The following is a 26,505-nucleotide window of genomic DNA, read 5'->3' on the forward strand; positions in this document are numbered from 1 at the left end:
TTTTAATGGACTGAACCTTCGACCAGTTCAGTGATAGAAAGCCCTGCCATAGGGCAGGGCTTTTAAAATTTAGCGCTGTATTATAGATAACTATCGAACATTGCGCTAATAGATTCTTCGTTGTTAATACGACGAATTGTCTCAGCAACCATACCAGCGACTGAAACTTGGCGAATCTTGCCAATTTCTAATGCTTCTTGAGATAAAGGAATCGTATCTGTGACGACGAGTTCGTCGAGTACAGAATTCTTCAAATTCTCAAGTGCTTTACCAGAAAGTACAGGGTGTGTTGCATAAGCAACGACACGGCGAGCACCGAATTGTTTCAATGCTTCAGCAGCTTTACACAAAGTACCGGCAGTATCGACCATGTCATCCACGATTACGCAGTCACGATCTCTTACATCACCAATCAAATGCATCACTTGTGATTCATTTGCTTTTTGACGACGTTTATCAATGATTGCAAGATCGATATCACCCATTTGTTTAGCTACAGCACGAGCACGAACTACACCGCCAACGTCTGGAGAAACAACCATAAGATTATGGTGTTGCTGTTGACGAAGATCAGCAAGTAATGCAGGAGTACCGTAGATATTGTCTACAGGGATGTCGAAGAAACCTTGAATCTGGTCGGCATGAAGGTCGATCATTACAACGCGGTCAATACCTACAGTTGTTAGCATATCTGCTACAACTTTTGCAGTGATTGGCACACGGCTTGAACGAGGACGACGGTCTTGACGAGCATATCCGAAGTAAGGGATGACAGCAGTAATACGACCTGCGCTTGCACGGCGTAAAGCATCGGCCATTACGAGGACTTCCATAAGGTTGTCATTCGTTGGGGCACAAGTAGGCTGTACGAGAAATACGTCTTTACCACGAACATTTTCAGTAATTTCGACAGCAATTTCACCGTCAGAAAAATGACCTACAGATGCTGCACCTAAAGGAATGTGCAGGTGGCTTACGACTTTTTGGGCGAATTGTGGATGTGCAGTTCCACTAAAAACGACAAGATTGGGCATGAAGCACCCTTGGCGGTTGGAATGTTTGAAAATAGATGGCAGGGGTAGCTGGATTCGAACCAACGGATGCCGAGATCAAAACCCGGTGCCTTACCACTTGGCGATACCCCTAATGCGGCAGAACTTTAATATTTTTGCGGGTCTATGTCAAGGTAAATTAACAAATGAACTTGCAAACTCTATTCTATCTTTTTTGAGAAAATGGCAGGGGTAGCTGGATTCGAACCAACGGATGCCGAGATCAAAACCCGGTGCCTTACCACTTGGCGATACCCCTAAATTTGATTACTGTAATTTTGATTTAAACGCTGGGTTTAAATGGCAGGGGCGGCTGGATTCGAACCAACGGATGCCGAGATCAAAACCCGGTGCCTTACCACTTGGCGACGCCCCTAATACAGCAATCTACAGATGAAATAAATGGCAGGGGTAGCTGGATTCGAACCAACGGATGCCGAGATCAAAACCCGGTGCCTTACCACTTGGCGATACCCCTATCATATAACCTTGAAATGACGTAATGGTGATTCATTTAAACTATTGACCAAGTAAGCTTTACAAGGTGAATGAGCCAAAATCTCATCAATATTCATATCAGGAGTTACTTCAGTAAAAACACAAGCACCTGTACCTGTAAGTTTTGCAATACCGAACTGGTCTAAATATTGCATTGCTTCATTCACTTCAGGATATAGGCTTCTTGCCAAAGGCTCAAAGTTATTTCCAAAGTTAAATGGCGTTAACTGATAGGCGCAAAATTTAGTAGGCTTCGTGTCTCTTGTCAACGTTTTTTGTGAAAAAAGCAGTTGAGTGCTGATAAAACAGTCAGGTTTTAACACAATGTATTGTTTTTGATCTAAGTCTATGAATGTTAAGTGTTCACCAATGCCTTCTGCCCATGCATTGCGACCATGTATAAAAATAGGAACGTCTGCACCGAGTTTTAGCCCGAGTTCAGCCAATTGTGTAATATTTAGACCACACTGCCACAATTGGTTTACCACAATCAGGGTGGTGGCGGCATTGGAAGAGCCCCCTCCGAGTCCTGCACCCATCGGAATGTTTTTCTCAATAATGATTTTTAAACCCGTGGGCTGTTTAGCATAAGGTTCTAAAATTTGAGTGGCTTTATAGATCAGGTTTTGCTCTAAATCCACACTATTCAAACCATTAATTGAAATTGTTAGATCATCTGTTGGGGTGAATTCCAACCAGTCGGTTAAATCAATCAGCTGGAAAATAGTTTGCAATTCATGATAGCCATTGTCACGACGACCGGTGATATGCAAAAAAAGATTGAGCTTGGCAGGAGAGGGCACACGAATCATAGGATTTTTAACTTTTGCAGATTTAACGATTTTGAATAACCATTGTAATACGGTTTTCCTGACCCGATTCAAGTGCTTGCTTTAAAATCAATTTATTCGGCAATTGCGCCTGATCATTATAACTTAAATCCACAGTCCAGCCATCTTCCAGAAATTGGATGGGACGATTGCTTTCATCCTTACTGATTTTTGCTTGCGTAGTTGCAGGTTTGGCTTGAACCCAGTCGACTAAATGGGTAATCGGTGCTTGCCACCCGGTTGCACGTTGCAGTAATTCTTCTGGGGTTGCAGCTTTAATCAGCCCAGTTTTGGCGCTGTTTAAGGTGACTTGACCTGGGGTGCCTGAAATCTGGGTTTTGCCTACACCTAAAATTCCGCTTAACTCGATGTCAAATTCATTCTGCTGTTGTACCCAGGTGAAAAATGCACTACCAGATTGTGCCGGTGTTTTTACCCCAATTTTACCTTGCAGGCTGAAATTATTTGCTGCTTCGGGTATTTGCGAGACGCTCGGAGCTTGAGGTTGCGTATATTGTTGGCAACCTGTCAGTACCAGTGTACTTGTGGCGATTAGGGTTAAGCTGAATTTGGAAAAAATACGCATAAAGATCATTAACTCTTTTTCAGGTTTGGCGGTAACAATAACGATTTCAGTTGTTCTAATTGAGGATCATTGAGGTGTTTTTTTTGTAATTGTTGTAACACATGATTAAATTTTGTCAGATTGCCTTGCATATACAAGGCTTTTGCATAGCGCACTCCAATTTTGACACTTTGACTCATCTCATATGCTTTTTCTAAAACCAGCGCAGAGGTTTTAAAGTCATTCTGTAAAAAGGTGATATAGCCGAGCGTATCCAAAATAGACGCTTGTTCTGGTGCAAACTCCAAGGCATGTTCAACATATTGTCTGGCTTCCTCCAAACGTCTGTTTTGCAGTGCTAATGTGTAGGCATAAGCATTCAGATAGGTTGGGCTATTTGGCTCAATTTCCAGTAATTTTTTCAATAATTTATCAAGCTTCTCTTGGTCTTGATAAGCATCAAGCAGTAGCACTTCTGAATAGATCAGTTCAGGATCATCCGGTATATTTTTGATAGCTTCATCGAGCAGTCGCATGGCTGCTTTTTTATTGTCCATACGTTTTAGAATATCGGCCTGAGCCTGATAGAGGAAACTGGCATGTTGAGGGTAGTTGACGCGTTCTTGGGTTAAAAACCGTAGCGCATCAGTAAGCTGTTTTTGCTCTGAAAAAATATTAATCATGTTGCGGCGTGAAACGGTATAGAGACTGCCATCCACCAAACGGTAATAGGCTTTTGCAGTTTCAAAATGTTGTTTTCTTTCTGCATTTACAGCCAGATAATAATAGGCTTCATTTTGATATTGGTTGGAATATCGAAGCTCAACTAAAAACTTTTCCGCCTTTTCATATTCTTCTAAATCGATACTGGTTAAGCCGGCAATGAAAAGGGCTTCTTCCTCATGTGGCCATTTCTTAAGAATGGTTTCGAGTTTATCCAGCGCTTCTGTAGATTTATTAATTTTAATCAGATATTTAATTTCAGCCAAGCGTACTTCTAAATTGGATTTATGTTTACGGCTGGATCTGTCATACCATTTTAGAGTGACTTCTTCATCACCTAAGGCACTAAGTAGATTAGCTTTCATTAAAATAAAGCCGGTAACTTTAGGGCGTTTTTTAAGCGCACGATTAATTGTAATAAGCGCTTGCTCTAACTGTCCATTTTGCGCTTCCAAGCCTGAAATTAATACCAGGACAGAAGGGTTGTCGCGTTCTTTACTCTTGCTTAACGCCTCCAGTAGAACTTCTCGATCTTCCGCTTCTTCTGGCACAATGCCGACCAGGATTTTTTCCAGGTCGGCATTAGGGTCAATATTTAAAATTTTATCGAGTGTTTCGGATGCCAGTTCATACTCATGCGATTTCAGGGCAATATGTGAAAGATAAAATAAAGCCGGAACATCTGTAGGTTCCTGAACCACCCAATGCGTTGCAATGTCGAGCGCAGCTTTTAGGTCATTTTGTTCCAGTGCAACATTTAAAGCGCGCTGTTTAACCGTAGTCGAACTGCTTTTAATTGCAAGCACGGTGTAGTTGTGCAATGCTGTTGGAATGTCATGATAGGCCAGTGCAAATTCAGCAATCATGCTTTGTTTTATGGCATTATAGTTTGAATTGGCATGATAAATTTCTTCGGATGCTCTAATATGAACACTCGAAGCCATGCTACCCACAAGTAAGAATGTGGTAGAATATTGCTTAATTGTCGCGCCGTTTATTCGGCTATTTGTTTGACGCAATTTTTCTTGATCCAAGTAATGCTTTTTATGACACCAATATTGCACAATAGCATAAATTTAGCGAAATGATGATCTGATATGTCTTTCTTTGCACTAGGTGTCAATCATCAAACCGCTTCTGTAGAACTGCGTGAACAGATTGCCTTTAACCCGGAAAAGTTAACGCAATTGCTTGCCGAGCAAAGCCAAAACCATGACTTGAATGATATGGTTGTGGTTTCTACATGTAACCGAACTGAAGTTTATGCCATGTCTGAAAATGCAGATATGGTAATGAATTGGCTCGCCCAGACAAATGGCCTAGATGCTAAACAATTATTAAATCATATTTATCGTTATGAAAATGCGCAGGCTGTAACGCATCTGATGCGGGTTGCCAGTGGTCTTGACTCCTTGATGCTGGGTGAACCGCAAATTTTGGGACAAGTAAAGTCCGCGCTTTCTCTGGCGAAAGATGCCCATACCGTTTCTCCAAATTTAAACCGAATTTTTGAATATGCTTTTTACGCAGCCAAGCGTGTTCGCTCGGAAACTGCGGTCGGTAGTCATGCGGTTTCCATGGGGTATGCGGTGGCCCAGTTGGCACTTCAAGTCTTTAGCAAACCTGAAAAACTGACTGTAATGGTGGTTGCTGCAGGTGAAATGAATAGCTTGGTGGCGAAACATTTAGCCGAAATGGGCGTGGGAAAAGTGCTGATTTGTAACCGGACTCGTGCCCGCGCTGAAACTTTGGCGCAAGAAATTGCCCATCGTGTGGATGTGGAAATTATCGATTTTTCCGAGTTGGCTGCAAATTTATATCGCGCAGATGTCATTTCAAGCTGTACCGGAAGTTTGCATCAGGTCATCGCGTATCAGGATGTTAAAACTGCATTAAAAAAACGTCGCTATCAACAAATGCTGTTGGTGGATTTAGCGGTTCCGCGTGATATCGACCCCAAAGTTGAATCATTGGATGGCGTGTATTTATATGGCGTCGATGATTTGCAAAGTGTCATTGATGACAATCTGGCCCAACGTCGCCAAGCGGCTGTTGAAGCAGAAGTCATGGTCACCCAGTTGGCCACAGAGTTGCTCACCCAGCAAAAAATCAACAAAGCTGGCAGTACGATTCATGCCTATCGTGAACAAGGCGAAATCTTAAGACAAGAAGAGTTGGCTCTAGCAATGAGTCGAATTGCAGCGGGTGAAAATGCCGAGCAGGTGCTGCAAGAATTTTCACATCGCTTAACCCAGAAATTACTCCATCCGACCTCTATATTGTTGCGTCAAGCAGCAAAGTCTGAAGATCCAAGTTGTTTTGAATGGATGCGTGATGATCTGGACGCAATCTTTGCCAAGCGTCGTAAAACAAAAAAAGAAAAATAAGGGATTTTTTTAGCGTTTGATTATTCGTCAATTAAGGTCAGTGCTCTTTTTTTTGCAATCTCAGAAATGCGCAGTTTTAGATTCTTCATTTCTGCAATGCTGCTAAATTTTTTTGATTTCATCTTTTTCGTTAGATATTCATACTGTAATTTTGTTGATAAATCTGCTGCAAGCTTATCTGCTTGCTCTGGTGATGAAGTGTAATCGCTGACATTCGCATTCTGTAAAATATGCTGTAATTCATGGTGGTACGCTGCACAGGCACCCAAGACATAATATTGCGATAATTCAGGATCATCCGGCAAATCATCAAAAATCACATTAAAGATATTCAAAATTTTAGATAGCAATTGATCTTGTGAAATTAAAGCACTCAGCGGTTCAAAATGAATATACAAATAGGGGTGATTCATCAAAATTGCAAGCACATATTCTTTCGCATCAATTTTGGTACTAAAGCTTAAGGAGGCATCATTGTTAACTTGCGGTTGCCATTTACGGCTATAACCGAGCTTTTCACGGAAATATTGCTGTAATAAATAACGGTAAGAACCATGTTTTGGTAACAGTTCAGTGAGCTGTTTGAGTTCCCCCATGACCTGACTTTTACCTTCAGGCGATGTGCTGTTATAGTTCTGAGTTAAATGGGCAAAAATAAATTCGGATAATAAAGGCGCGGCTTGCAACATGCGTTGAAAGTTTTCTAAGCCTTCACGGCGAATGAGTGAATCCGGATCGTGATCATTCGGCAGTACGAAGAACTTGAGTTCACGACCGTCATTCAGTAATGGCAAAGCAATTTCTAAAGTACGTCGCGCTGCTTTTTGACCGGCAGCATCGCCATCAAAAGCCACGGTGATGCGATTATTTTGCTTAAATAAAATATTCAGATGGTCGGTGTTGCTGGCTGTACCTAGTGTCGCTACAGCACCAAAAACACCATATTGCTGTAAGGCAATAACGTCCATGTAGCCTTCAACCATCAGCCAGTCTTGGGCTTTTTGCTTGCGGCCTTCATATAGGCCATATAGTAACTGGTTTTTATGAAACACTTCAGAATCGGGTGAGTTGATATACTTGGGTTTGATTTCGTCATTTAAAGCACGACCGCCAAAACCAACCACACGACCTTTGGAATCACGAATCGGAAAAATGACCCGATCACGCAGCAGGTCAAAATCTCGCCCTTTGTCACTGGTACGGATTAAGCCCAGTTGTCTTAAACCTTCAATATCATAAGGGAAGGCTTTTTCCAGATGTTGCCAGTCTTCGGGCGCATAACCCAAACGCCAATAGGCAATGGTTTCAGCGCTTAAACCTCGTTGTTTGAAATATTGCTGTGCAGTCTGACTATGCGGTAATTGCTGTTCATAATACAGCGCAATATTTTCCAATAAATCGTATAAGTTACCGTCTTCAGTAATATCTTCAAATTGTGCGGTAGTTTGCTCAAACGCTGCAAACGGATCATTGCCATAGAATGTGTCCTCTTGCATTTGAAATTCTGCAAAAGGGTCATGATCAAGCGTGACCGGTGCCGGGTTATTAGAATTCTGTTGTAAATTTGCCGAAGCATTTTGAGTATGCGGTTCAATTTTTTTGGCAACAGGCTGCGGCTTGGCTGCTTCACGTTTGTATTTGATTTTATTTGAATCTTGATTGTCTTTGGGCAGCTCTATGCCGCTTCGACTTGATAGATCCTTCATCACATCGACAAAATTACGACCGTCGATATCCATTAAAAAGCGAATGGCATTACCGTTGGCCTGACAACCAAAGCAATGGAAGTACTGTTTGTCCCGATAAACATGGAACGATGGCGATTTTTCCTGATGAAAAGGGCAGCAGCCTGAATAGGTGCGACCAGTTTTCTTAAGTTTCACGCGCTGACCAATCAGATCGACAATATCTGTGCGATCTAGTATTTGATCAATCGTGTGTTGAGGAATAGCCATACGTATGCAATCGGGTTGTGATCTATCTATTAAAAATGGCTGACAAATAAGCTGTCAGAAGTTAGCTAAGTAAAAGTGCAGCAGTTATTAAAAGTTAATTTGTATACCTTTTGCGCACAATGATCAATATGATCGGTTAAAATAACAAAAGGGCAAGTATGATAACTTGCCCTTCATGAAAATGCGACCAATAAGCTCAGCTTATTTGGTTGCTGGCGCTTCTTCTGTAGTCGGCTCTTTAATCATTTCCTGTGTCGGTGCAGGAATAGTGCTTTCAGTTTTTGGTCGATCTAACAAACCAAAACTTAAACGATTGGTCATACTGCGTTTTTCGCCATCTTCAGAGTTTTGTTGTTGCTCTGCTTCTGTTGAATTCTGCGCTTCACGTCCAAATACACCTAACGTTGCGCGGTTAATCCAGCTACCTTCACTGCGTGCAGCACGAAGATTCACACTGCCATCGGCTTTAACAAGGTTTGGATAATTCAGCTTTAACACTTCAATATATTGTTGTGAAGTTTGCTTGTCACCTAGTTTGTCATATCCATAGGCAATCGTCGCCAAGGCTTCAGGCACTTGAGGGGTTTGTGGATAGTGTTCCACCACCCATTGAGAGCGTTCAACGGCAGCCAACCATGCCTTACGTTTGATATTAAAACGCGCTGCATTCATCTCGGCTTCAGCCAGTTCGGTACCAATAAACTTCATACGCTGTGCTGCATCGACGGCATAGCTGCTAGATGGGAAGCGACGAATGAAATCGACAAAGTTCTGATAAGCCACTTTTAAATAGCTGACATCACGATGGGCCTGCTTTAATGAGGTATAGCGCAATAGGCCATCATAGTTTTGTTCCATATTTGCTACGCCACGAACATAGTAGGCATAATCCACATTTGGATGTTGTGGATTCAAACGAATAAAACGTTCGGCAAGGGCGATTGCACCTTCATAATCTTTTTGTTGAAATTTAACGTACAACAATTCTAATTGTGCCTGTTGCGCATAGTCACCTGTAGGATAGTAGGTATCTAAGGCTTCAAGATGCTTAGCTGCGTCAGTATATTGACCACGTTCAAGAGCTTTTTCAGCTTTTTGAATATAAACTTGCTCGCTAGATTGTGGTCCTGTGTCCACAACATCTTTCTTTGGATTACTGCTACAGCCCGCTATTGCCGACGCAACGCCTAAAGATAAAGCAAGCATTGTCATTTTATAACGTGGTAACGACATAAAAATTCCTCTGTTAATACGGGCAATGAGCTACAATTGCACTATTAAACCACTTTTGTCTGAATGAGCAAATGAGTCAAGCACAATCTTCTAATTCTAATTTCCCTGAAACTGATTTCAATTTACTTGAAGATTCTGAGGATGCAGATAAACATACTTCAGACTCAACTGCAACACGTTTATCGTTGCAATTTCAATTGGATGAAAGCTATTTAGGGCAGCGTATCGACCAGGTTGCAGCGGTAGTCTGGAACGATTTTTCCCGTGAAAAACTGAAGCAGTGGCTGAAAGATGGCCATTTGTTGGTAAATGGTAACACTGTTAAACCCAAGTATAAATGTGAAGGTGATGAGCTTTTAACCCTCAATGTTGAGCTGGAAGTTCAAACCAAAAGCTTGCCTGAAGATATTCCATTAAATATTGTGTATGAAGATGACGATATTATTGTCATTAATAAACCGGTAGGCATGGTCGTTCATCCAGGTGCGGGTAATAGTTCGGGTACCTTGGTTAATGCCTTGTTGCATCACTATCCTAAATCGGCTGAGTTAACCCGTGCCGGTCTGGTACACCGAATTGATAAAGACACCAGTGGTTTGTTGGTGGTTGCGAAAAATCTGGAATCTCAATTTTCCCTAAGCAAGCAATTGGCGAAGAAAAGCGTCTATCGTGTTTACGATCTGGTGGTGTACGGTAAAATTATTGCCGGTGGCACCATAGATGAGCCAATTAAACGTCATCCGGTGGATCGAGTGAAAATGGCCATTTTGCCTGGCGGGAAAGATGCGGTCACCCATTACAACGTGAAAGAGCGTTTCCAGCATTTCACCCGTGTTCAAGCGCGTTTGGAAACTGGTCGTACCCATCAGATTCGTGTTCATTTTAGTTATTTGGGCTTTGGTTTGGTCGGAGATCCGGTGTATATGAGTCGTATCCGTGTTCCAGCAGGCGCATCAGAATTGCTGAGTGACACTTTACGTGGCTTTAAACGCCAAGCCTTACATGCATCTAAACTTGGCCTGGTTCATCCACGTTCAGGTGAAGAGATGATGTTTGAAGCACCATGGGCAGATGACTTCACTCAATTGGTTGAAGTGTTACGTAGCGAAAACAAAGCCTACTAAGGTATTTTATCGCGCGCTATGAATCATAAGGAAAGAGACATGCAATTTGTTCAAGGGCTTCCACAAGGCATATTTGTTGGGCAGACACGAGTGCATCATCAAAAAACTCAACCTTCTGCTCAACCTGAACTTGCAGGATTTAACTTGGCCTTGCATGTCCACGATGATGCAAAGCGTGTACAACAGCATCGTATGGTGTTACTGCAAGAGTTTGCGGAATTCGGGGTCGATAAAATCACCTGGATGACGCAAACTCACAGTACCATTTGCCATAGCATCGATGAAGAAATTCCTTTTACAGCGCTGGAAGGTGATGGGTTGGTCACACAGCGTAAAAAGCATGCGTTAATGATGATGACTGCGGATTGCCTGCCTGTCGTGCTCGGTAATGCTGATTGTACGGAAATAGCGAATCTACATGCCGGTTGGCGAGGGTTGGCGGGTGGTATTGTGGAAAATACTATTGCGACTATGCAAAGTCAGCCGACTTGGGCATGGTTAGGCGCTGCAATTAGTCAATCATGTTTTGAAATTGGTGAAGAAGTTAAATCTGCTTTTTGTTCAAAATATCCTGAACTCGACAGTGCTTTTAAAGTCAGTGAAAAAACCGCTAAGTTTTATGCCGATTTATATGCTATTGCACGATTTATTTTGCAGCAACAAGGTGTTGACCTTGTGTTGGGTGGGGATCAGTGCAGTTACCTGCAAGCGGAAGAATATTTTTCTTATCGCCGTGAAGCAAAAACAGGACGCATGGCCACATTCGTGTTTATGGCGTGAAAATGTTAAACTTGCTTAAAATTTACTGCCTTTATTGATATGTCTTTATCTTCGAAATCACTTGTCATCGTTTATCACAGCCCCTATGGACATACTGCAAAAGTAGCCTCTTTTATTGCTCAAGGTGCTGAGCAAACAGGCATTCATGTGCACTGCATGAACATCGAACATGTAGATTGGGATATATTGGATCAGGCGGATGCGATTGTTTTCGGTTGTCCGACCTATATGGGAAGTCTAACTGCTGCGTTGAAGTTGTTTATGGAGCAGTCTTCCAAGCGCTGGTTGGCACGCACATGGCAAGGCAAAATTGCAGCGGGTTTCACCAATGGTGGCGGTTTAAGCGGAGATAAGTTGGCTGTATTGCAACAGATCAATTTGTTTGCCATGCAACATGGCATGTTATGGACAGGCTTACCGATGATGCCTACCGGACGTAGCACACAGGATTTGAACCGGATGTCGAGTTTTTTAGGTTTAATGACACAGTCGGATAATGCGCCGGTTGAAATCACTCCGCCACAGGGCGATTTGGATACAGCCATCTGGTTTGGGGAATATATCGGCTTATTATTGGGTAAGCTAAAATAAACCCACATTGATGTGAATATTAAAAAACCTCCAGATAGAGGTTTTTTTGTTTTATGGATAGAAACTTTACTTCTAAAAAATTATTTATGGAAGATGCGGGCTTTATCACGTTGCCAGTCACGATCTTTTTCTGTAGCACGCTTATCATGTAATTGCTTACCGCGAACCAAGGCAATTTCAATTTTGGCTAACCGACCTTTCCAGTAACAAGCAAGCGGTACACATGAATAGCCTTTTTGATTGACTGCACCCATCAACTTTTCAAGTTCACGACGTGAAAGCAGCAATTTTCGGGTACGGGTCGCTTCAGGAGAGACATGCGTAGAAGCCGACAACAGCGGTTGGATCTGTGCGCCAAACAAGAATGCTTCGTTGTCTCTAAAAAGAATATAGCTTTCAGTAATGGTCATACGTCCAGCACGCAAAGACTTTACTTCCCAGCCTTGTAATGAAAGACCAGCTTCAAACTTCTCTTCAACAAAATAATCGTGACGCGCGCGTTTATTCTGCGCAATAGTGCCACCAGTATTTTTTTTAACTACGATTGATTTCGACATAATACGAATATTCCCAAGTTAACTATATTTTGCCTCAAACTGGCCGCAAGGTGAAGTTTTTTCAAAATTAAGGAGATTCTTCACTAAAAAAACAAGTTTTTGTTAAAATAAGCATCTACACAATAAACTGAGTACAAATGGATGTCTAAAACTCGCGTCATTTATCCGGGCACATTCGATCCTATCACCAATGGCCACATCGATTTGGTGTCCCGTGCAGCGAAAATGTTTGATGAAGTGGTGGTCGCCATTGCCATTGGTCATCATAAGAATCCAGTCTTTAGTTTAGAAGAGCGAGTAGATTTGGCGCAGAAATCCTTAAGTCACTTGCCCAATGTTGAATTTGTCGGTTTTGACGGCTTATTGGTCAATTTTTTCCGCGAACAAAAAGCTACAGCAGTGCTGCGTGGTTTACGTGCAGTATCTGACTTCGAGTACGAATTTCAGTTGGCCAATATGAATCGTCGACTTGATTCAAATTTTGAAGCGGTGTTTTTAACCCCTTCAGAGCAATATTCTTTTATTTCATCTACCTTAGTACGTGAAATAGCGCGTTTAAATGGTGATGTAAACCAGTTTGTACCGCATGGTGTGGTTGAAGCCTTTAAACGGAAACAGCAGCAAGGTTGGTAGCGTGTCTTTATATATTACAGATGAATGCATCAATTGTGATGTGTGTGAGCCGGTGTGTCCGAATGAGGCCATTTTTATGGGTGAAATCATATATGAAATTCATCCGGATTTATGTACCGAATGTGTCGGACATTTTGATGAACCACAGTGTCAATTATTCTGTCCAGTCGATTGTATTCCGCTAGACCCACAGCATGTGGAATCTCAAGATCAATTGATGGATAAATATAAAAAACTGATTGCTCAAAAAAGCACAAGCAATTAGTGCAGAAGTTTGATAAGATGCGCCCCGAAGTGAGCTAGACGATCGCTGCTGTGTAGATCTTCGTGATTGAAACAGGGGAGGAAAGTCCGGGCTTCATAGGGCAGGGTGCCAGGTAACGCCTGGGCGGCGAAAGCCGACGGCAAGTGCAGCAGAGAGTAGACCGCCATCTTTGCAATTTTCCTTCGGGAAGACCGAGAGAGATGGTAAGGGTGAAAGGGTGCGGTAAGAGCGCACCGCGTGTCTGGTAACAGTTCACGGCAAGGTAAACCCCACCAGAAGCAAGACCAAATAGGAATCCTGAGGCACGGCCCGTGCTGGATTCGGGTAGGTCGCTTGAGCGTACGAGTGATTGTGCGCCTAGAGGAATGATCGTTCACGACAGAACCCGGCTTATCGGCTCACTTCACCAAATATATTACAATTATTGTGTGATATTTCTTGACATATAGCATATGGAAATAGATAATACGCGCACAGTTTTGGCTATGTAGCTCAGTTGGTTAGAGCATCGCACTCATAATGCGGGGGTCACAGGTTCAAATCCCGTCATAGCCACCATTTTCATAGGTCACGCTTCTATAAGCGTGACCTTTTTTTATGTTTAAAATTTATATATAAAATTATTTATTCACATTGAATAGCGCTTGCCGCCAGTTTAATTTGTGGAAATTCTTGAGCATATTTTTCTAAAATAGCGTCTTTTTTATCTTGACCGAATACCATTGCTTGTAACTGTTTAATTTTATGTTCAGTTAGCTGTTGATAGTGTAAGTTTTCGGCCTATTTTGCACTATTTTGTTTTTTATTTTGCACTAAATATTTGCAGTTATTCTGCACTACCTAACGCTTTGCCAGATAGTGCAGGGCACTAAATTAACTCGTAGTAACGATAGCAAAACCAATACCGCCATCCCCACCAGAATTACCACCATTCTTCCACCCTTGGCCTTTGGCGCCGACAATAAGATTAAATGTAATAACTTCTCCAGTTGTGTTTGTGAATTTTACCTTCACGCGACCACCAGAACCGCCACCACCGCCAAATGACCAACGATCATCACCAATCCCTGTTGCACCATTACCGCCACCATTCACAGCACCAATGCTTGAAGCAATAGCAGTACCACCTTTTTGAGTTTCCCAACGTGAACCGATGACTGCATCATTACCTTTCTGGTTAATTTGGATCTCGAAACTTGAATCAGCAGTAATTGTATGTGTACCGCCAAGGCCAGCAGTACCATTTGAATAGCTTGAACCGTTACCCCAAACACCACCTGTACCTTTCTTACCTCCGCCCACTGTTAATGTATTGGCTAAGTAGGTTAGAACAACATTTCCACCATCTGACCCGTCAGGGCTTGCTGATGGTGAATAAACAGAACCAGCGCCACCAGCACCTGCACCATACATGTCTAAAGTAATGACCTGATTTGGTTGTACCTCAATAGTATGTGTGCCTTCATAATAGGTCTGAAGACCTTCAGGGTATTTGCTTGTATCCATTATTAATACATTTACATACTTGTTTGGAATATATGAAAGTGCAAATTTTAGCGTTTCGTTGCCTTCAGTCTTTTGATCCACAACCGCTGTAAGTGTATATGTAGCTTTGCCATCAGAGCCAAGTGTGAATTTACCCGTTAGAGCCGAAGGAGTAATATCAGCCTCTTGAACCCCTGTAATGGCCCAATCAACAAGAGTGCCAGCAGGCAGATCCGTGGTTGCTAATGTAAAAGTGACTTGCTCACCTTCATTTAATGCACTTTTATTGGCTGTCAGTGTATAAGTTGGAGCCGTAGCACCATCGGACAGACGCTGCCAAATTCGTGTAGTTTTACCCTGTACAGAGCCAACATTACTTAAAAGTGAAATTTGCCCAATCGGATCAGCAAAGTTTTCTACACCCACTGGAACATGAGGCCACAGCATCCAGGATGTTTGATAGCCAAAATAGGTTTGGAGTTCTACCGCTGGGTTCCAGTCAGTGTTATCCGTTATATGCTTTGAACCAACATGATAAATGCGCTGTACTAACGCTTTATTATGCAAGTTGAATAATTTGAACAGCTGACTTGGATCATTTGGATCTAAATTAAGTCCAGACTGCTCAATTGCATTTGCAAGCTCTTCCTGAACTACATTAAGCCAACCCGGTGTTAAATATGTTGCATCTTGCCCAGGTAAGTCAGCATTGTCATGAAAACCTTTTTTTCCTGAACCATTAGCATCTGGACGAGCGTTTACGCTATCAATTCTTTTCATGATATTTCCTTAAGTTCTTAAAGTTTTGTTTTGGTCAAATTGAGAGCGTAGATTTGTAGGTTTTACAAACTGTTTTGATTCATCAGCATTAAAAATACTCTTTGCTACTTCCTCAATATAGACTTGAGCAAGTAGAAAAATGCCTTGGTCGGATGATTCAGCATTTAAAATTACTTGAGCAGCAACAACATCAAGCGGCAAAGTTTTTTCTTCTTGTTCTTCAATTGGCTCAGTGCGAGCAACTCTCTGAGTAGGTTGATAAGAATCATATCTCTTTTCTTCAGCGTTAAAACCAACGCAAACAGGATATTCGCGTTCAGAATTTGAAACAGAATGAAAAGCCCATGCAGGAGCAAATTGTGACCAAAATTCACGACATACAGTAGTAGCAGAGTTATATCGAACACGGTTATAAATCCACTGATAATCCGGATCAGATGGATCGGAATTAGGCGGATAGTATTGAATCTGATTATTTGCTGGATTAAGCACCCAATCATTAACACCAGTCAATTGATTACCAGCATCCTTCACCGCTTGCCATTGCTGCATATCAGTATCATGCAATGATCGTACAATAGCGGCAGTTAAATCCAAATTTGCATAACTATCATAATATTCACGCTGATTGGTTTTATACGCTGTGTAGTGGGCAACACCGTTTGTGTTTACAGCTACACCAGAATTAAGAATCCAGTCGCCCCAAGGCATATCAATCACCCACTCAATACGCAAGTAACCTGGTAAATAGTTTTCAATAATGCAGCTCATATCCGCATTAACCGGATATTGAAGTCTTAAAAAGACCTTATAGCGCAGCTGTTCTGTATTTGCTGGCGAATCACATGCTGCGGTGCATAGCAAAGGCTTAAACTTCATCACATCAATTAAAACCACGCCAAAAATAGCCAAAATCTGTTCTAAATAAGCTCGATTAAATACATTTTGACTGGTACGCACCCACTTCAGAACCTGTAACCGTTCTTCAATCGTTCTGCTCGTATTCACCGCACATTTCAGCGGTAAGCCATACTCTAGTTCATATTCATTGATCAGCTCTTGTGGAATTGCTTCCAAAACACTGAGTATGCGTTTTGCATCTAAATCAGCTTGAGCAAACAGCTTTGCATGTGCATAAACATCTACAGAGAGTGCCTCAGTGTGAGGAGATGTGTCATAACCGCCGACAGGCAATAATTGACGCAATACTGATGCATAAAGGTCAGTTGTTTGCTCTAAGTTCATAATGCTGCGCTCACTGAAATAGTGCCTGCGCGAACCCAGTAGGTATGCATCCAGTTCACAATCGGCTGAATATTGGTATTTGGTGACAGTGTGACATCTTCAACATTTGCTAAAGCCATAATGCGTGAAACCAGCACATTGGCTTGGTATTCCTCCACTGGAGCCAACTCAGCAATGTAGGTACGAATTGTGGTTTCAACATCGGTGTAATTAATACCAATACCTTTGACAACTGCACTAATATCTAATAATTGTTCTGTTGGAGAATACACACGACAATCAGCCCAGAAACCAGCTTCTGCATCTAATACAAGTTGAGCAATATCTTTTAATGCTTGAGTCGGCAATGTTGGAGGATTACCCACAGCAGTAATTGCAACGTCCAATGAACCAAGGCCACGACGCTTTTTATAAATATAGATACGTCCAATACCAGGTATACTTTTCATTGCCCGCTCAAGATCAGATTCACGGTCACGTGCTTGTCCAAGCTGCTTGCTTTCCAGCATACGAGCACGCCAGGCCTCTAGCTCTTCTTCATCTGAACCACCTGCAATGGATACAACTGAGGCTGTACCATTTAAGCTCGCAATTGGACTGACCCAAAGTAATGTTGCTCCAGTAAAGTTCCAGGAAGCTCCGACCTGATCTGCTGAAACACTGATCACCGTTTCGACATTGGCATTCAAATTAGTGCTGGTAATCACACTCCAATAATGACCTTTACCATCGGTAATCTTGGAGCCTGCTTCAATAGTTAAATCAATATTAGAAGTCGCTTTAATTGAGCCTGAAGCACGCGTACCGCCTGAACGTGGAACCTGTAATTCTTCAGCATGAATATACAAATAAGGCTCGTCAGCTGTACGTACAAACAGCTGGCGTTGAATGTAAAGCTGATGATGATATAAACCTTCAACAATCGAAGCTTCGCCATCTGCACGAATAGCAGCATCAGAATCAGAGCTTATGCTTAGACCTGTTTTATTACGGATCTCTTGAACAATAGTCAGATGTAATTGATTGAATTTTGGAATTAGATACACGTTTAACCTCCGACTGGTACGAAATACATAATTTTTTGGATTTCGCCTGTTAAGCGGACAGCATCAACAATTAAATCAATTCGGCTTCTTTCAGACTGCTTGGCACTGACAACAATTGAATCAAAACGCTCTGGTACTAAATCGCTGAGTGCTTCCTCTGCATATTGCTTTGCCAGTAAGATATTTCGAGTTAAATCCTTGGATCGTTTTAATAAATATAAACGGCTTCCCAAGTTCGGATCTGCCCAATATTTACCGCGATGAATTCCTAAACGTGAACATACGCATTGCACGTCATCCTGGTTGAATGCAGCATCAAGACTGAGCAGGACATAATCTTTATTTTCTAAATTAATATTCGCCATGATTTCACCTACATTTTTTGATTTGGGGCAGGGGTATTACCATTGGTATGCTCGTTATATATCTCGCGCATTTCCTGCATAGAGCCTTTCTTATCAATGACTTCACCATTCAACACATGCAAATTACCGTCATCAACAAACAGATCACCGCCTTTGACGTGCGCACCATCTTCCTTCAGCCAAATTGCATGCCCAAATTGGTCATAAATGCAGGTTTCACCTTCTAGAACATCGACCACAATTGCACCGCCTGAAGTGGCAATAACCACCGATTTGGACGTTTTACCTTGTAATGGAATCACCACAACACGCGCATCTTTAGGTACAAAAGAACTAAAACCCACATGTTGAATCAGCTCCACTTCATCCATGACTTCATCTGAAAAACCAGTGAACTGAAGCATCTTTGAACCGCCACGAGCCACAATGCCAAGGAACGTTTGTCTAATTTGACCCAGACCTTTTTGTATTTGACGCTGAACCGCTTCAATCACTTTTTAGCTCCTTTTTTTGCATCTATTTTTTTAGGTTTTTTTGCCTGTGGATCTTTATATAAAAGTGGTTGTGCCCAATCGCCCTGGCGGTTTAGCTTTAGTACAGTTTGTTTGCCGTTAGAACGTGAAAGGTTCAGTGTGCGCCCCATCACAGCCCATTTTGCCGTGGCACGGTTTAAACGATTGGTTTCAAAGTGAAGATGCCAACCTGTAGACCAGGCTTTATTGTCAATTGACCAGCCCTGAACAGTTGCAGTCATGGCATAGGCTTGAAGATTATTATCTTTCGCTATTTTTTTAATTGCGGCATCGGCTTCAGCTTTAGTTTCTACATCACCCATAGCAATAATTTTTAGTCGCTTATGCTGATATGGGGTATCGGCTTTGGTACTTGCCAATATATGTTGACCTTTACCATCCTGACTCAGGATTTTGATTTCAGAAAAAACGTTAGAAATGTCTTCAGTGTATTTAGCATCAAGGACATTATTTGAATTACTGTACTTAATTAGCTGTAAAGCAGTTTCAACTTGATAGGCATTTAAGAAGGGATCACCAATCATTAAAGTGGCATCAGGCTCAAGCCATACATGCTGACCTGTTACTTGGGCAGCTTTTACAATGGCATCCCAAAGTGATTCACCTGGTTCAATAGAAGCTTTATTCTTAAGCCAGCTGTTATTTTGAATCTTAAAATTTTTAAATAAGCTGCCTAAATTGCCAGACAAAACAAACTTATTTACCAATTCTTCCAGGCTGATTTGACGACCATTAGAGATAGGAACTGAGCAATCAATAAGTTGACCAACTAAATCCCGACCTGAAATTTTAAGCGCATACCCAGAGCGATCACAGCCTTCCTCAACTGCATCTGCAATAGTGGTTAGGATCAGTTCATCACCATAAAAAGCCTGAACTTTGGCACCTGATTTCACCGTATCCGGCAGGACTAAATCTTCTAAACTAAAAAGACTAAAGCTCCATGCTTCAGAGGGTGTATCAATGACACTATCAATCGACGCATTATCCCAAGTGTTAATTTCATAACCACCGATGATTAAGCGAATCGTTTTGTTCTGATTATCGAGCATAGACGGTAATCTCCATGCCAGTTTGCAACACAGCAGGATTGACCAAATCAGGATTCAAACGACGGATTTCACTGGCACGATTCATATCTTCATAAAGATAATGAGCTAACCAATGTAGGGTGCAAGGCACTTCAATTTTTGCAGTGGTAATCGGAGGATGGATTTCAATGAGTTCTTGGATCTGTAAGTGAACTTGATCCGCCACATCTTTATAGACTTGAATCTGAACAACAGTATCAAGTTCCTCAAGTGGCTGTTGACGTTCAATCTGAATAATCTGTTGTAGGGTTTGACGGTTCTGCTGACGAATGACCGCAAGCTCGACTGGAGTAAAGCTTGTTTCTTGATTCTGAGCCATTTCATTGCGCATAGTTGCAACCACACTTTGAGTGATCGAAATCACTGAAGCGACTTGTGTTGCACGCCAAAGCTGTTTGAATTCTTCAGGTTCATGCTGGGCATCATCCGTATCAAATAGCTTATCAAAACGTTGAATGCGTTTAATTACATCACGCCATTTTGAAATCGCTGAAATACTGGTGTCAAAAGTGACTAGCTTTGTAATGTCATCAATTAAGCTAGTTGCCCAGGTCTCCGGAGATAAAATATTTTCAATGGCATTTTTGGCAATACCCATGACATTACGTACAGTTTGTATGCCTGTTCTGATTTTATTAATGACATTAAAAAATGCATTATTGTCAGTCAGTTTTAATTTTTCTAACGCTTGTTTTAATGCCGAAGCTGGATTTGAAACAAGATAAATAGGCTGAATTAAGTTTTGAGTTTTGACGGGGATAAAACGTTTTTTCTTTTGGTTTTGAGTAATTACAAACTCAATTGAGAACGTGCAGGCATCATAATTATCAACATCATGATTAACACTATGATTGGCAACCTGAGCATAACAAATACCAAAAATGGGATGAACTAACTCACCTGGACCCTTCTCTTCTAATGCAGCTAAAAGTGCATTTAACCAAGTTAAATAGTCATCACCCGCATACACAGCCTGAATAGAAACACGACGCGGTTCATTCCCCATGTCTTCAACTGAAGCATCGTTAGAGTAGGGTGCTTGCTGAATAGAAACAGTTTTGGACATAGAGTCACTGATGGTCGTACATTCAAACTGTACGCCACGGAAACTTGCATCATGTAATTCAGTTGCCCAGCCCATAAAAAACCCCACTTTCTATGAGGTCTATTGTTACAGCGATATGGCCTAATTTAATTTGGAAGAATTTCCTTAAATCCTATGATTAAAAAAGAAAAAGTGATAATTATTTAAAGGCCGGTTGGCATAAATTTCTTTATAAAAAAGGCGGTAAAAATGAGTAAGTATAAAATTGCCCATCTTCGAAAGCAGGGGCAGAATATGATTATTATTCCATTGGATAAAAATTTCGAATATAAAACTAACAATGAACAATCTGAAATTGTAGATTCTTTACAATCTTATGCAACAAGTGCTGGTTTAGCAGGTACGGTTGTTCCTGTGTGGCTGCATGGTCCTCAAATGAAGTTTATTGCACCGAGACCATGGCATCCATTTTTTAAATCGTTGACCTGGAATGCTGTTATAAGCAATTTAAATAAAGAACTTACTTGTGGCTAGGTAAATCTTCAACTTGTAAAAGTGCATCTTGTAGCTGCGCTTTTACAACTTTTAATACTTCAGGATCTAAAGGAGTAACGCCTCCGGTTTTACCTTCATGACTGAAACATGAAAACTGTGTATCACCATCAATTTCAACTATTACACGGATATTTTTATTTGACATTAGAATGCTTCTCAATGGATTGAAAAGTCATTTTGGCAATAACCCTAGTGATTGTTCTGGAGGAAATATTTCCTTATTTTCTGAGTAAATAAGCAGGTGGTGCACCATGTCTCTTTTCTTCATTTGCTGAATTCATCGACTGCATCAATGGACTTGAACCAGAAGGGAATGACATTGGCAAAGGTTTGTTTTGTGCTGTTACATTAATTAGCGTGCTAATTTTACTGACCATATCTTGAGATATTTTATTGGTCTGTTCTTGTTGAGCAATCATCTGGTCATATTTAGCTTGGTTTTCAAGGGCTTCTTTAGCATCATCATTGCCAAAAAGAGCTAAAGTTTTTGCAATAGTTTCACCGAGCTTGTCATCAAAATTTTGACCTGCTTCGGTCGTCATATATGCACCACGGATAAATGGCTTGAACCACAGTCAGAAGTAAAGTATCCATAGCACCCAATGGACGGGCATTATTTAAAGCATTCAGTAAAAGCCAACGCATATTTTCACGACGTGCACGGACTAAATCAGTCATTTTTGGGCCATTCCTTGTTTAATTTGTACGGTTTCTAATTTTGAAGCCAAAGCATCAAGCTTGGCTTCAATCACGGTTTGACCTCGGATATAGTCTTCACGAGCAACATAGGAGTGTGGCAAATCAATCTGAAACTGATAGAACTTACGTTCTAATTCACGAACGTCCTGCTGACTTTTTGCTGCCTGCTTAGAAACATCTTCAAGTTGGTTCTGTACAGTTTTAAAGTTGGTGTTTAGATTGAGTTCGATACGTCCCCAAAGAATTTTGACTGTTCCAACCACGGTACTAATGACCGTGATCAGAACTAAAATCCATTGGTAGGCTTCTAATTGAATCGCCACATAACCCCCTTAACCCACAAATGCTTGTAATACTGATCGACCACTGTTCAGCATCGTAATTAATTGATCAATAAACCAGGACACAGTGGTTCGCCAGCCAGTCCAAATCAGCTTAATTTCAGCTTTGGTTTCTACATATTCTTTTTCAATAAAGTCCAGTACGGCCAGTTTCTTTTCCAGACCTTTTAGTACCCCTTCATTTTCTACCGATTGCATGGCATTGGCTGTTTCTTGCAGCAAGTCATAGACGGCTACCAAGGTCAGCTTTGAATTGGTGTAAGTCTGTTTTGTTGCAATAATTCCGGCTTCAATGGTTGCGCTAATGTGTCCATAGTTTTTCAGAACAAAGTCAGCTAAACCAATGATGGCGTTTTTTGAGAATTTGACTTGCATGATTGTTTTCTCATTTTAAATTGTTGTATAGGACTGCGTATCCAGTCGTAAGCATCCATCACCGCATAGACCAGAACAGCAGCAAAATTCTTCCGTACAAATATTTTTAAGGCCATAACTTAATTGCTGGACTTTGATTGATATAACGCCCGACAAAACCACAAAAAGCAGTCCAGGCAATAACATAGAAACGAACATGCTCGGGTAACAATGCAAGCAATGCATCAGGAATAGGGGTCACAGCAAAGAACATCACCAGACCAAAACACCAGTTACTGACCCATTTCCACGAATCACGCCAGTTGTGGACAACGACGCTGTTATTCACAAATGGCAACAGCTCGCCTGTAACAAACTGACTCCGGGAACGATCTAGATCGTTATTTAAGCGGACAATGGTTTGTTGTTTTTGACTGACTTCATGTTTTAAATCACGAACACGTTCAGACAGTTCATTAGAACGTTGTCCCTGAGTGGTCAACAGTTTCTTTTTTTCAACAAGATCAAGCTGTAAATGATCAAGCTGGCTTTCGCGTTGGGATAGCGTTAGACGTAACTTTTGAATCTTGTCGGACTCGTTAGAGCGTGCTTCAGAATCCTGTTGCTTTAATATTTTTTCATACTCAAGGGCTTGATTTGAAAGTGCCAGTGCAACTTCAGCTTCAACACGTTTATGAACTTTGACAGATTGCGGGACTTTGCGTCCCTTATGTTTTGACTGCATTATTATTTCCCCCAAGGTAGTTGAAAATGTGGACCATCTTTAAAAGTTCTCCAGTCGCCACCCCATTCAATAGGGACATTGAGTTCTTTAATGTTTAATTAAAATCATGGCAGTTCTGTAGTCAGTCAATTGAATAATTAACCGAAGGTTCTCAGGTAGTTTGTCCAGGTAAGTCAATCGACCAGCCGACCAAGCGACGTGTTGCGACATCAATAATGGCTGTGATTTCAGGGCGAAAAGGTTTACCATGCATCGGATGTGCAATTTCAGCATCAAAGCAATGACCATCTGCGGTATACACATCCGTCGGCAAAAGTTGCTCAGTATCACGACGGATAAAAGGCTGTAAGTTCTTTAACTCACGGTTACCCATACGTCCGCGCTGAGCTTCAACATTGCCCATTTTTTCCTTAATAAAACGGTATGCCTGGTTATACGTTGGACAAGGTACATCGGCTTTTAAATAGCTTGGAAGTAATTCCAACACAGCAGCTAATGTCGGTTTTTGTGGTTGTGCCCAAAGCTTTAATAAATCCATTGCCCAGACAGGAATCTCTGAACGACGAGCTTTAGGTGCTAAGACACTGATGACATTAATTTTGTGTTGCTCAGATTCTTCAACAGCTTTCACCCAGTCAAAAACACTGCGACGTGATACAGTTCGGCCTTCACCAGCTTTAGCATTCGCTTTCTGAACAGTGAGCTGCATTTCTTTAGGCAAAATAAGAGCCTCTGCATCAGCAATGAATTTCTCGATTGCAGGTGTCTTTTTGGTTCCTTGCTTAATTTGCTGCTGGATATAGCGCACAACAAATAAGCGGCTTTCAGCTATCTCTCGTTGCCAATTCAATAGTTCATTAGATTGCTGATTACATATAACTTGTGTTGGGATTTCCTGTACTTTTACTTCAGAATTAACTTGGCTTTTAATTTCATTTAAATGCAAAATTGATTTAATTTCACTATTAACTTCGTATTCCTTTCGGATACCACCTTTTCCTCGGCTGGGAACTTCTCTATACTTCCAATTATTAGTTTTTACTAGATATTCCCAACCTCTACGTGTAGTAGGGAAGCCCTCTAGTTTTAAAGCTAATAGGTCAGCAATATTGTAGTGTGTTTTCATCAAGCACATTCCTTATTGCTGTAACGTGGGTAGATACGTTGGTTCTCTTTAGTCCAACGCTCTGGAAAGAGTATGTACAAAGGCTTTCCCAGAAAGTTGGCAATAACTAATTCGCCTTTTTTACTTGGGTGATACAGTGCATTACGGACTGTCCTGTCAGACAGTCCGTAATCTTTAGCGAGTTGAGTAACGCTTTTTCCCCGTCTCTCAATTTCTGCTTTAATACTGTATCTATCCCATTGTTCTGTGTGGATTTCCTTGAATCCCATAAGAACCTCCTTATGCCGTAATGGCTTTTTTTAACTCGTTAGAATGGGTATTTACCCTTTCACGAACAAAGATACTTCGTAATAACTTCGCAGTCAACACTTCGCAATTAAATTTACGAAGTAATTTTATGGGGATTTTATAAGTGGTTGATAATAATGATATTAATTTACTTCGCAATTCTAATTTTAATTGTGCCGAGTTTTCGCAATTTAAAGAATTTAATTGCGAAGAAGATTTAACCCCTATTCAGTCTCGTATGTACTTTTTGATGCTTAACGGTTTAATGCCTAGAGGTATAAGTGAGTCTCTATACGGTTGGTGTGGGCGTTTGGGATTATCCAACTCAACAGTCTTTGGTATTTTTAAGAAAAATAATAAAAATATGCACTTATCTGTAGCAGAAAAAATTGCGAAGACAACTGGTGCAAATGTTGAATGGTTACAGCATGGGACTGGGGAGCCAATTAAAATATGGACTTCAGAGGATATTCTTCAAAGACAAATCGACGAAGCTTTTGAACAAGATGAACCAAATTTAGTTTCTGAATTAGACACTTCATTACTCAAACAAGCTTTTGACACATTAGAACAGGCACTTGAAACAACTGGTCGCGTAATGCAACCTAAAGGTGTGAGTCGCTTCGTGGCAACGGTATACGCAAGTTTAAAAGAAGATGAAGAAATGGATACAGTTGTTTTACAAGACTGTATTCTGACCGTGGAAGAGGCACTTAAGGCTAAGCGACGAACCATGTCGTCGAAAGCAAAAACTGATTTGATTCTAGCTATTTACGAGCTGTATAGTGGCAATGCTTTATATAAGGAAGCAATGACATCAACAATAAACCAGCTAATAAGGAGCGTGTCTTAGTATGCTACAAACCAGTAATGATAAAAGCTTTGGATTGAATGATTTAAAAGGACAGGGTATTAAGCTAAGTACCAAAGCTATGGAAATATTTAAAGAAGAAGCAAAGGATCAAAATACTTCAGTACAGGTGAAATTGTTTGGAGATGAGCTATTCATACTCAAATTTAACCTGGAAGATATATATAATCCAGATAAAGCCGTTACACATATTGTAGGGGCAACTGTAGAAGCACTACTCAATCAAATCTCTCTTATTAAAACGGTGCAAAATAAAAACTAAGAAAACACCACATTCAGAGAAACTCTAAAATTCAGTGCAAAATAAAGGGCAAATCAAGTTCAACCTGGTTTGCCCTTAAAAAATCTTTCAAATCCTCATCAGCTCTAGCTTTCATCCCACATCATCCCAGAACTTCCCGAATCTTCCCACATCACACTAGTGCAGAATAAATAGATAACTCACAGATAGGCACAATGCAATGCGATCTGGTTTTGTTTGGCAATTGCCAGTTTTTGATCTTCTGGAATTTGTTCAATTTGATACAGTTTTTGCTGGGCTTTACTCAGCTGTACCAAGCTGCGTTTCTGTTGCATGCTTAGTAGCTGCTGATTGTTGATCCAGCTTGCCACATCACCACGTACGCCATTGTAGTCCACAAATAGAGGAGATATCAGTTGACAGCCTGTACTCAGCACAGCAATTAGATTTATAGCTATTAATTTAAAGTGATTCATATTTTTCTCGCTCTGTTAAGATTTTT

Annotated in this window: 31 protein-coding genes, 5 tRNA genes, 1 other RNA gene and 2 pseudogenes; 11 read left to right on the plus strand and 28 right to left on the minus strand. The window is 41.1% G+C overall.

Annotation, left to right across the window (positions count from 1 at the left end; all coding sequences use genetic code 11):
* Positions 1 to 80: 80 nt before the first annotated feature.
* The 8 genes from AY606_RS00610 to AY606_RS00645 all read right to left on the minus strand — a co-directional run bounded on the left by AY606_RS00610 (position 81) and on the right by AY606_RS00645 (position 4,687).
* Positions 81 to 1,034 (minus strand): ribose-phosphate pyrophosphokinase, encoded by a 954-nt coding sequence (locus AY606_RS00610; RefSeq protein WP_067863211.1) that lies wholly within the window; start codon positions 1,032 to 1,034, stop codon positions 81 to 83.
* A gap of 36 nt (positions 1,035 to 1,070) precedes the next feature.
* Positions 1,071 to 1,145 (minus strand) — tRNA-Gln (locus AY606_RS00615).
* Between the two features lie 91 nt (positions 1,146 to 1,236).
* Positions 1,237 to 1,311: transfer RNA gene (locus AY606_RS00620), tRNA-Gln, on the minus strand.
* 42 nt (positions 1,312 to 1,353) lie between these two features.
* Positions 1,354 to 1,428 (minus strand) — tRNA-Gln (locus tag AY606_RS00625).
* A 27-nt stretch (positions 1,429 to 1,455) separates the two neighbouring features.
* Positions 1,456 to 1,530 (minus strand) — tRNA-Gln (locus tag AY606_RS00630).
* 1 nt (position 1,531) lies between these two features.
* Positions 1,532 to 2,362, minus strand: coding sequence for a 4-(cytidine 5'-diphospho)-2-C-methyl-D-erythritol kinase (gene ispE / locus AY606_RS00635; protein ID WP_067863214.1), 831 nt, complete (start codon positions 2,360 to 2,362; stop codon positions 1,532 to 1,534).
* 22 nt (positions 2,363 to 2,384) lie between these two features.
* Positions 2,385 to 2,966: a lipoprotein insertase outer membrane protein LolB gene (gene lolB, locus AY606_RS00640; protein WP_067864462.1), complete on the minus strand. Its 582-nt coding sequence runs from the start codon at positions 2,964 to 2,966 to the stop codon at positions 2,385 to 2,387.
* An 8-nt stretch (positions 2,967 to 2,974) separates the two neighbouring features.
* On the minus strand, positions 2,975 to 4,687 hold the full coding sequence (locus AY606_RS00645; protein ID WP_081408348.1) for a tetratricopeptide repeat protein: 1,713 nt from the start codon (positions 4,685 to 4,687) through the stop codon (positions 2,975 to 2,977).
* A gap of 78 nt (positions 4,688 to 4,765) precedes the next feature.
* On the opposite strand from AY606_RS00645, the gene hemA reads away from it, so the two are divergent.
* On the plus strand, positions 4,766 to 6,055 hold the full coding sequence (gene hemA, locus AY606_RS00650; RefSeq protein ID WP_067863220.1) for a glutamyl-tRNA reductase: 1,290 nt from the start codon (positions 4,766 to 4,768) through the stop codon (positions 6,053 to 6,055).
* Between the two features lie 20 nt (positions 6,056 to 6,075).
* Here the strand turns inward: hemA and AY606_RS00655 are convergent, their stop codons facing one another.
* Both AY606_RS00655 and AY606_RS00660 read right to left on the minus strand, forming a co-directional pair.
* Positions 6,076 to 8,010 carry a DNA primase gene (locus tag AY606_RS00655; RefSeq protein ID WP_067863223.1) on the minus strand — a complete coding sequence of 645 codons (1,935 nt, stop codon included), beginning with the start codon at positions 8,008 to 8,010 and terminating at the stop codon, positions 6,076 to 6,078.
* Between the two features lie 201 nt (positions 8,011 to 8,211).
* Complete coding sequence (locus tag AY606_RS00660; RefSeq protein ID WP_067863225.1) at positions 8,212 to 9,243, minus strand: outer membrane protein assembly factor BamD; 1,032 nt, start codon at positions 9,241 to 9,243, stop codon at positions 8,212 to 8,214.
* 71 nt (positions 9,244 to 9,314) lie between these two features.
* Here AY606_RS00660 and rluD point away from each other — a divergent pair, with 71 nt between their 5' ends.
* From rluD to AY606_RS00675, 3 genes are read left to right on the plus strand one after another with little or no spacing between them, the layout of a single operon-like run.
* Positions 9,315 to 10,367 (plus strand): 23S rRNA pseudouridine(1911/1915/1917) synthase RluD, encoded by a 1,053-nt coding sequence (rluD, locus tag AY606_RS00665; protein WP_067863228.1) that lies wholly within the window; start codon positions 9,315 to 9,317, stop codon positions 10,365 to 10,367.
* 39 nt (positions 10,368 to 10,406) lie between these two features.
* Entirely contained in the window at positions 10,407 to 11,147 is a 741-nt protein-coding gene (pgeF, locus tag AY606_RS00670; RefSeq protein ID WP_067863231.1) for a peptidoglycan editing factor PgeF, read from the plus strand.
* Positions 11,148 to 11,186: 39 nt separating this feature from the next.
* Positions 11,187 to 11,738 (plus strand): flavodoxin family protein, encoded by a 552-nt coding sequence (locus AY606_RS00675; protein ID WP_067863234.1) that lies wholly within the window; start codon positions 11,187 to 11,189, stop codon positions 11,736 to 11,738.
* 80 nt (positions 11,739 to 11,818) lie between these two features.
* On the opposite strand, the gene smpB is transcribed toward AY606_RS00675, so the two are convergent.
* The gene (gene smpB / locus AY606_RS00680) at positions 11,819 to 12,295 is read right to left on the minus strand and encodes an SsrA-binding protein SmpB (RefSeq protein ID WP_067863237.1); all 477 of its coding nucleotides are present in this window, start codon (positions 12,293 to 12,295) and stop codon (positions 11,819 to 11,821) included.
* 141 nt (positions 12,296 to 12,436) lie between these two features.
* On the opposite strand from smpB, the gene coaD reads away from it, so the two are divergent.
* The 4 genes from coaD to AY606_RS00700 all read left to right on the plus strand — a co-directional run bounded on the left by coaD (position 12,437) and on the right by AY606_RS00700 (position 13,751).
* Positions 12,437 to 12,928 (plus strand): pantetheine-phosphate adenylyltransferase, encoded by a 492-nt coding sequence (coaD, locus tag AY606_RS00685; protein ID WP_067863240.1) that lies wholly within the window; start codon positions 12,437 to 12,439, stop codon positions 12,926 to 12,928.
* A gap of 1 nt (position 12,929) precedes the next feature.
* Complete coding sequence (locus AY606_RS00690; RefSeq protein WP_067863243.1) at positions 12,930 to 13,193, plus strand: YfhL family 4Fe-4S dicluster ferredoxin; 264 nt, start codon at positions 12,930 to 12,932, stop codon at positions 13,191 to 13,193.
* Positions 13,194 to 13,219: 26 nt separating this feature from the next.
* Positions 13,220 to 13,602, plus strand: an RNA gene (gene rnpB, locus AY606_RS00695) — RNase P RNA component class A.
* A 72-nt stretch (positions 13,603 to 13,674) separates the two neighbouring features.
* Positions 13,675 to 13,751, plus strand: a tRNA-Met gene (locus AY606_RS00700).
* 315 nt (positions 13,752 to 14,066) lie between these two features.
* Here the strand turns inward: AY606_RS00700 and AY606_RS16440 are convergent.
* The 7 genes and pseudogenes from AY606_RS16440 to AY606_RS00735 form a co-directional block, all read right to left on the minus strand.
* Positions 14,067 to 15,458 (minus strand): hypothetical protein, encoded by a 1,392-nt coding sequence (locus AY606_RS16440; RefSeq protein WP_067863246.1) that lies wholly within the window; start codon positions 15,456 to 15,458, stop codon positions 14,067 to 14,069.
* A gap of 723 nt (positions 15,459 to 16,181) precedes the next feature.
* A pseudogene (locus tag AY606_RS15625) lies at positions 16,182 to 16,703 on the minus strand (hypothetical protein); the annotation flags it as partial.
* Positions 16,700 to 17,749, minus strand: a complete 1,050-nt coding sequence (locus tag AY606_RS00715; protein ID WP_067863252.1) for a baseplate J/gp47 family protein — start codon at positions 17,747 to 17,749, stop codon at positions 16,700 to 16,702. The gene AY606_RS00715 and the pseudogene AY606_RS15625, both read right to left, overlap by 4 nt.
* Positions 17,750 to 17,751: 2 nt before the next feature.
* Positions 17,752 to 18,114 (minus strand): phage GP46 family protein, encoded by a 363-nt coding sequence (locus AY606_RS00720; RefSeq protein WP_067863255.1) that lies wholly within the window; start codon positions 18,112 to 18,114, stop codon positions 17,752 to 17,754.
* Between the two features lie 8 nt (positions 18,115 to 18,122).
* Positions 18,123 to 18,608, minus strand: coding sequence for a phage baseplate assembly protein domain-containing protein (locus AY606_RS00725; RefSeq protein ID WP_067863258.1), 486 nt, complete (start codon positions 18,606 to 18,608; stop codon positions 18,123 to 18,125).
* Positions 18,605 to 19,699, minus strand: coding sequence for a phage baseplate assembly protein (locus AY606_RS00730; protein WP_067863262.1), 1,095 nt, complete (start codon positions 19,697 to 19,699; stop codon positions 18,605 to 18,607). The genes AY606_RS00725 and AY606_RS00730 overlap by 4 nt, the downstream gene beginning before the upstream one ends.
* Entirely contained in the window at positions 19,689 to 20,879 is a 1,191-nt protein-coding gene (locus AY606_RS00735) for a DNA circularization N-terminal domain-containing protein (protein WP_067863265.1), read from the minus strand. The genes AY606_RS00730 and AY606_RS00735 overlap by 11 nt, the downstream gene beginning before the upstream one ends.
* Before the next feature lie 153 nt (positions 20,880 to 21,032).
* On the opposite strand from AY606_RS00735, the gene AY606_RS00740 reads away from it, so the two are divergent.
* On the plus strand, positions 21,033 to 21,317 hold the full coding sequence (locus AY606_RS00740) for a hypothetical protein (RefSeq protein WP_067863268.1): 285 nt from the start codon (positions 21,033 to 21,035) through the stop codon (positions 21,315 to 21,317).
* Here the strand turns inward: AY606_RS00740 and AY606_RS00745 are convergent.
* From AY606_RS00745 to AY606_RS00775, 9 genes are all read right to left on the minus strand, one after another.
* Positions 21,304 to 21,483, minus strand: coding sequence for a hypothetical protein (locus tag AY606_RS00745; protein ID WP_067863271.1), 180 nt, complete (start codon positions 21,481 to 21,483; stop codon positions 21,304 to 21,306). The genes AY606_RS00740 and AY606_RS00745 overlap by 14 nt on opposite strands.
* Before the next feature lie 73 nt (positions 21,484 to 21,556).
* On the minus strand, positions 21,557 to 21,880 hold the full coding sequence (locus tag AY606_RS00750) for a hypothetical protein (protein ID WP_067863274.1): 324 nt from the start codon (positions 21,878 to 21,880) through the stop codon (positions 21,557 to 21,559).
* Positions 21,852 to 22,016 carry a hypothetical protein gene (locus AY606_RS16015; RefSeq protein WP_155858087.1) on the minus strand — a complete coding sequence of 55 codons (165 nt, stop codon included), beginning with the start codon at positions 22,014 to 22,016 and terminating at the stop codon, positions 21,852 to 21,854. The genes AY606_RS00750 and AY606_RS16015 overlap by 29 nt, the downstream gene beginning before the upstream one ends.
* A complete protein-coding gene (locus tag AY606_RS00755) occupies positions 22,013 to 22,360 on the minus strand; it encodes a hypothetical protein (protein WP_067863277.1) in 348 nt (115 codons plus the stop codon). The genes AY606_RS16015 and AY606_RS00755 overlap by 4 nt, the downstream gene beginning before the upstream one ends.
* Positions 22,361 to 22,369: 9 nt before the next feature.
* Positions 22,370 to 22,753, minus strand: a complete 384-nt coding sequence (locus tag AY606_RS00760; protein ID WP_067863280.1) for a hypothetical protein — start codon at positions 22,751 to 22,753, stop codon at positions 22,370 to 22,372.
* Positions 22,754 to 22,859: 106 nt separating this feature from the next.
* The gene (locus tag AY606_RS00765; protein WP_067863283.1) at positions 22,860 to 23,477 is read right to left on the minus strand and encodes a DUF7940 domain-containing protein; all 618 of its coding nucleotides are present in this window, start codon (positions 23,475 to 23,477) and stop codon (positions 22,860 to 22,862) included.
* A gap of 2 nt (positions 23,478 to 23,479) precedes the next feature.
* Complete coding sequence (locus AY606_RS16825) at positions 23,480 to 23,569, minus strand: M15 family metallopeptidase (RefSeq protein ID WP_212838711.1); 90 nt, start codon at positions 23,567 to 23,569, stop codon at positions 23,480 to 23,482.
* A gap of 59 nt (positions 23,570 to 23,628) precedes the next feature.
* A complete protein-coding gene (locus AY606_RS16345; protein ID WP_067863286.1) occupies positions 23,629 to 24,603 on the minus strand; it encodes a hypothetical protein in 975 nt (324 codons plus the stop codon).
* Positions 24,603 to 24,872, minus strand: a complete 270-nt coding sequence (locus AY606_RS00775) for a helix-turn-helix domain-containing protein (protein WP_067863289.1) — start codon at positions 24,870 to 24,872, stop codon at positions 24,603 to 24,605. Before AY606_RS00775 ends, AY606_RS16345 begins: the two co-directional genes overlap by 1 nt.
* 143 nt (positions 24,873 to 25,015) lie before the next feature.
* Here AY606_RS00775 and AY606_RS00780 point away from each other — a divergent pair, with 143 nt between their 5' ends.
* Positions 25,016 to 25,744 carry a hypothetical protein gene (locus AY606_RS00780; protein WP_067863292.1) on the plus strand — a complete coding sequence of 243 codons (729 nt, stop codon included), beginning with the start codon at positions 25,016 to 25,018 and terminating at the stop codon, positions 25,742 to 25,744.
* A 1-nt stretch (position 25,745) separates the two neighbouring features.
* Positions 25,746 to 26,024: a hypothetical protein gene (locus tag AY606_RS00785; protein ID WP_067863295.1), complete on the plus strand. Its 279-nt coding sequence runs from the start codon at positions 25,746 to 25,748 to the stop codon at positions 26,022 to 26,024.
* Positions 26,025 to 26,209: 185 nt separating this feature from the next.
* Here the strand turns inward: AY606_RS00785 and AY606_RS00790 are convergent.
* Positions 26,210 to 26,479, minus strand: a pseudogene (locus AY606_RS00790) (hypothetical protein); the annotation flags it as partial.
* Between the last annotated feature and the right edge of the window lie 26 nt (positions 26,480 to 26,505).

The organism is Acinetobacter sp. SFB (genome assembly GCF_001647545.1).
In the GTDB taxonomy this organism is placed as follows: domain Bacteria; phylum Pseudomonadota; class Gammaproteobacteria; order Pseudomonadales; family Moraxellaceae; genus Acinetobacter.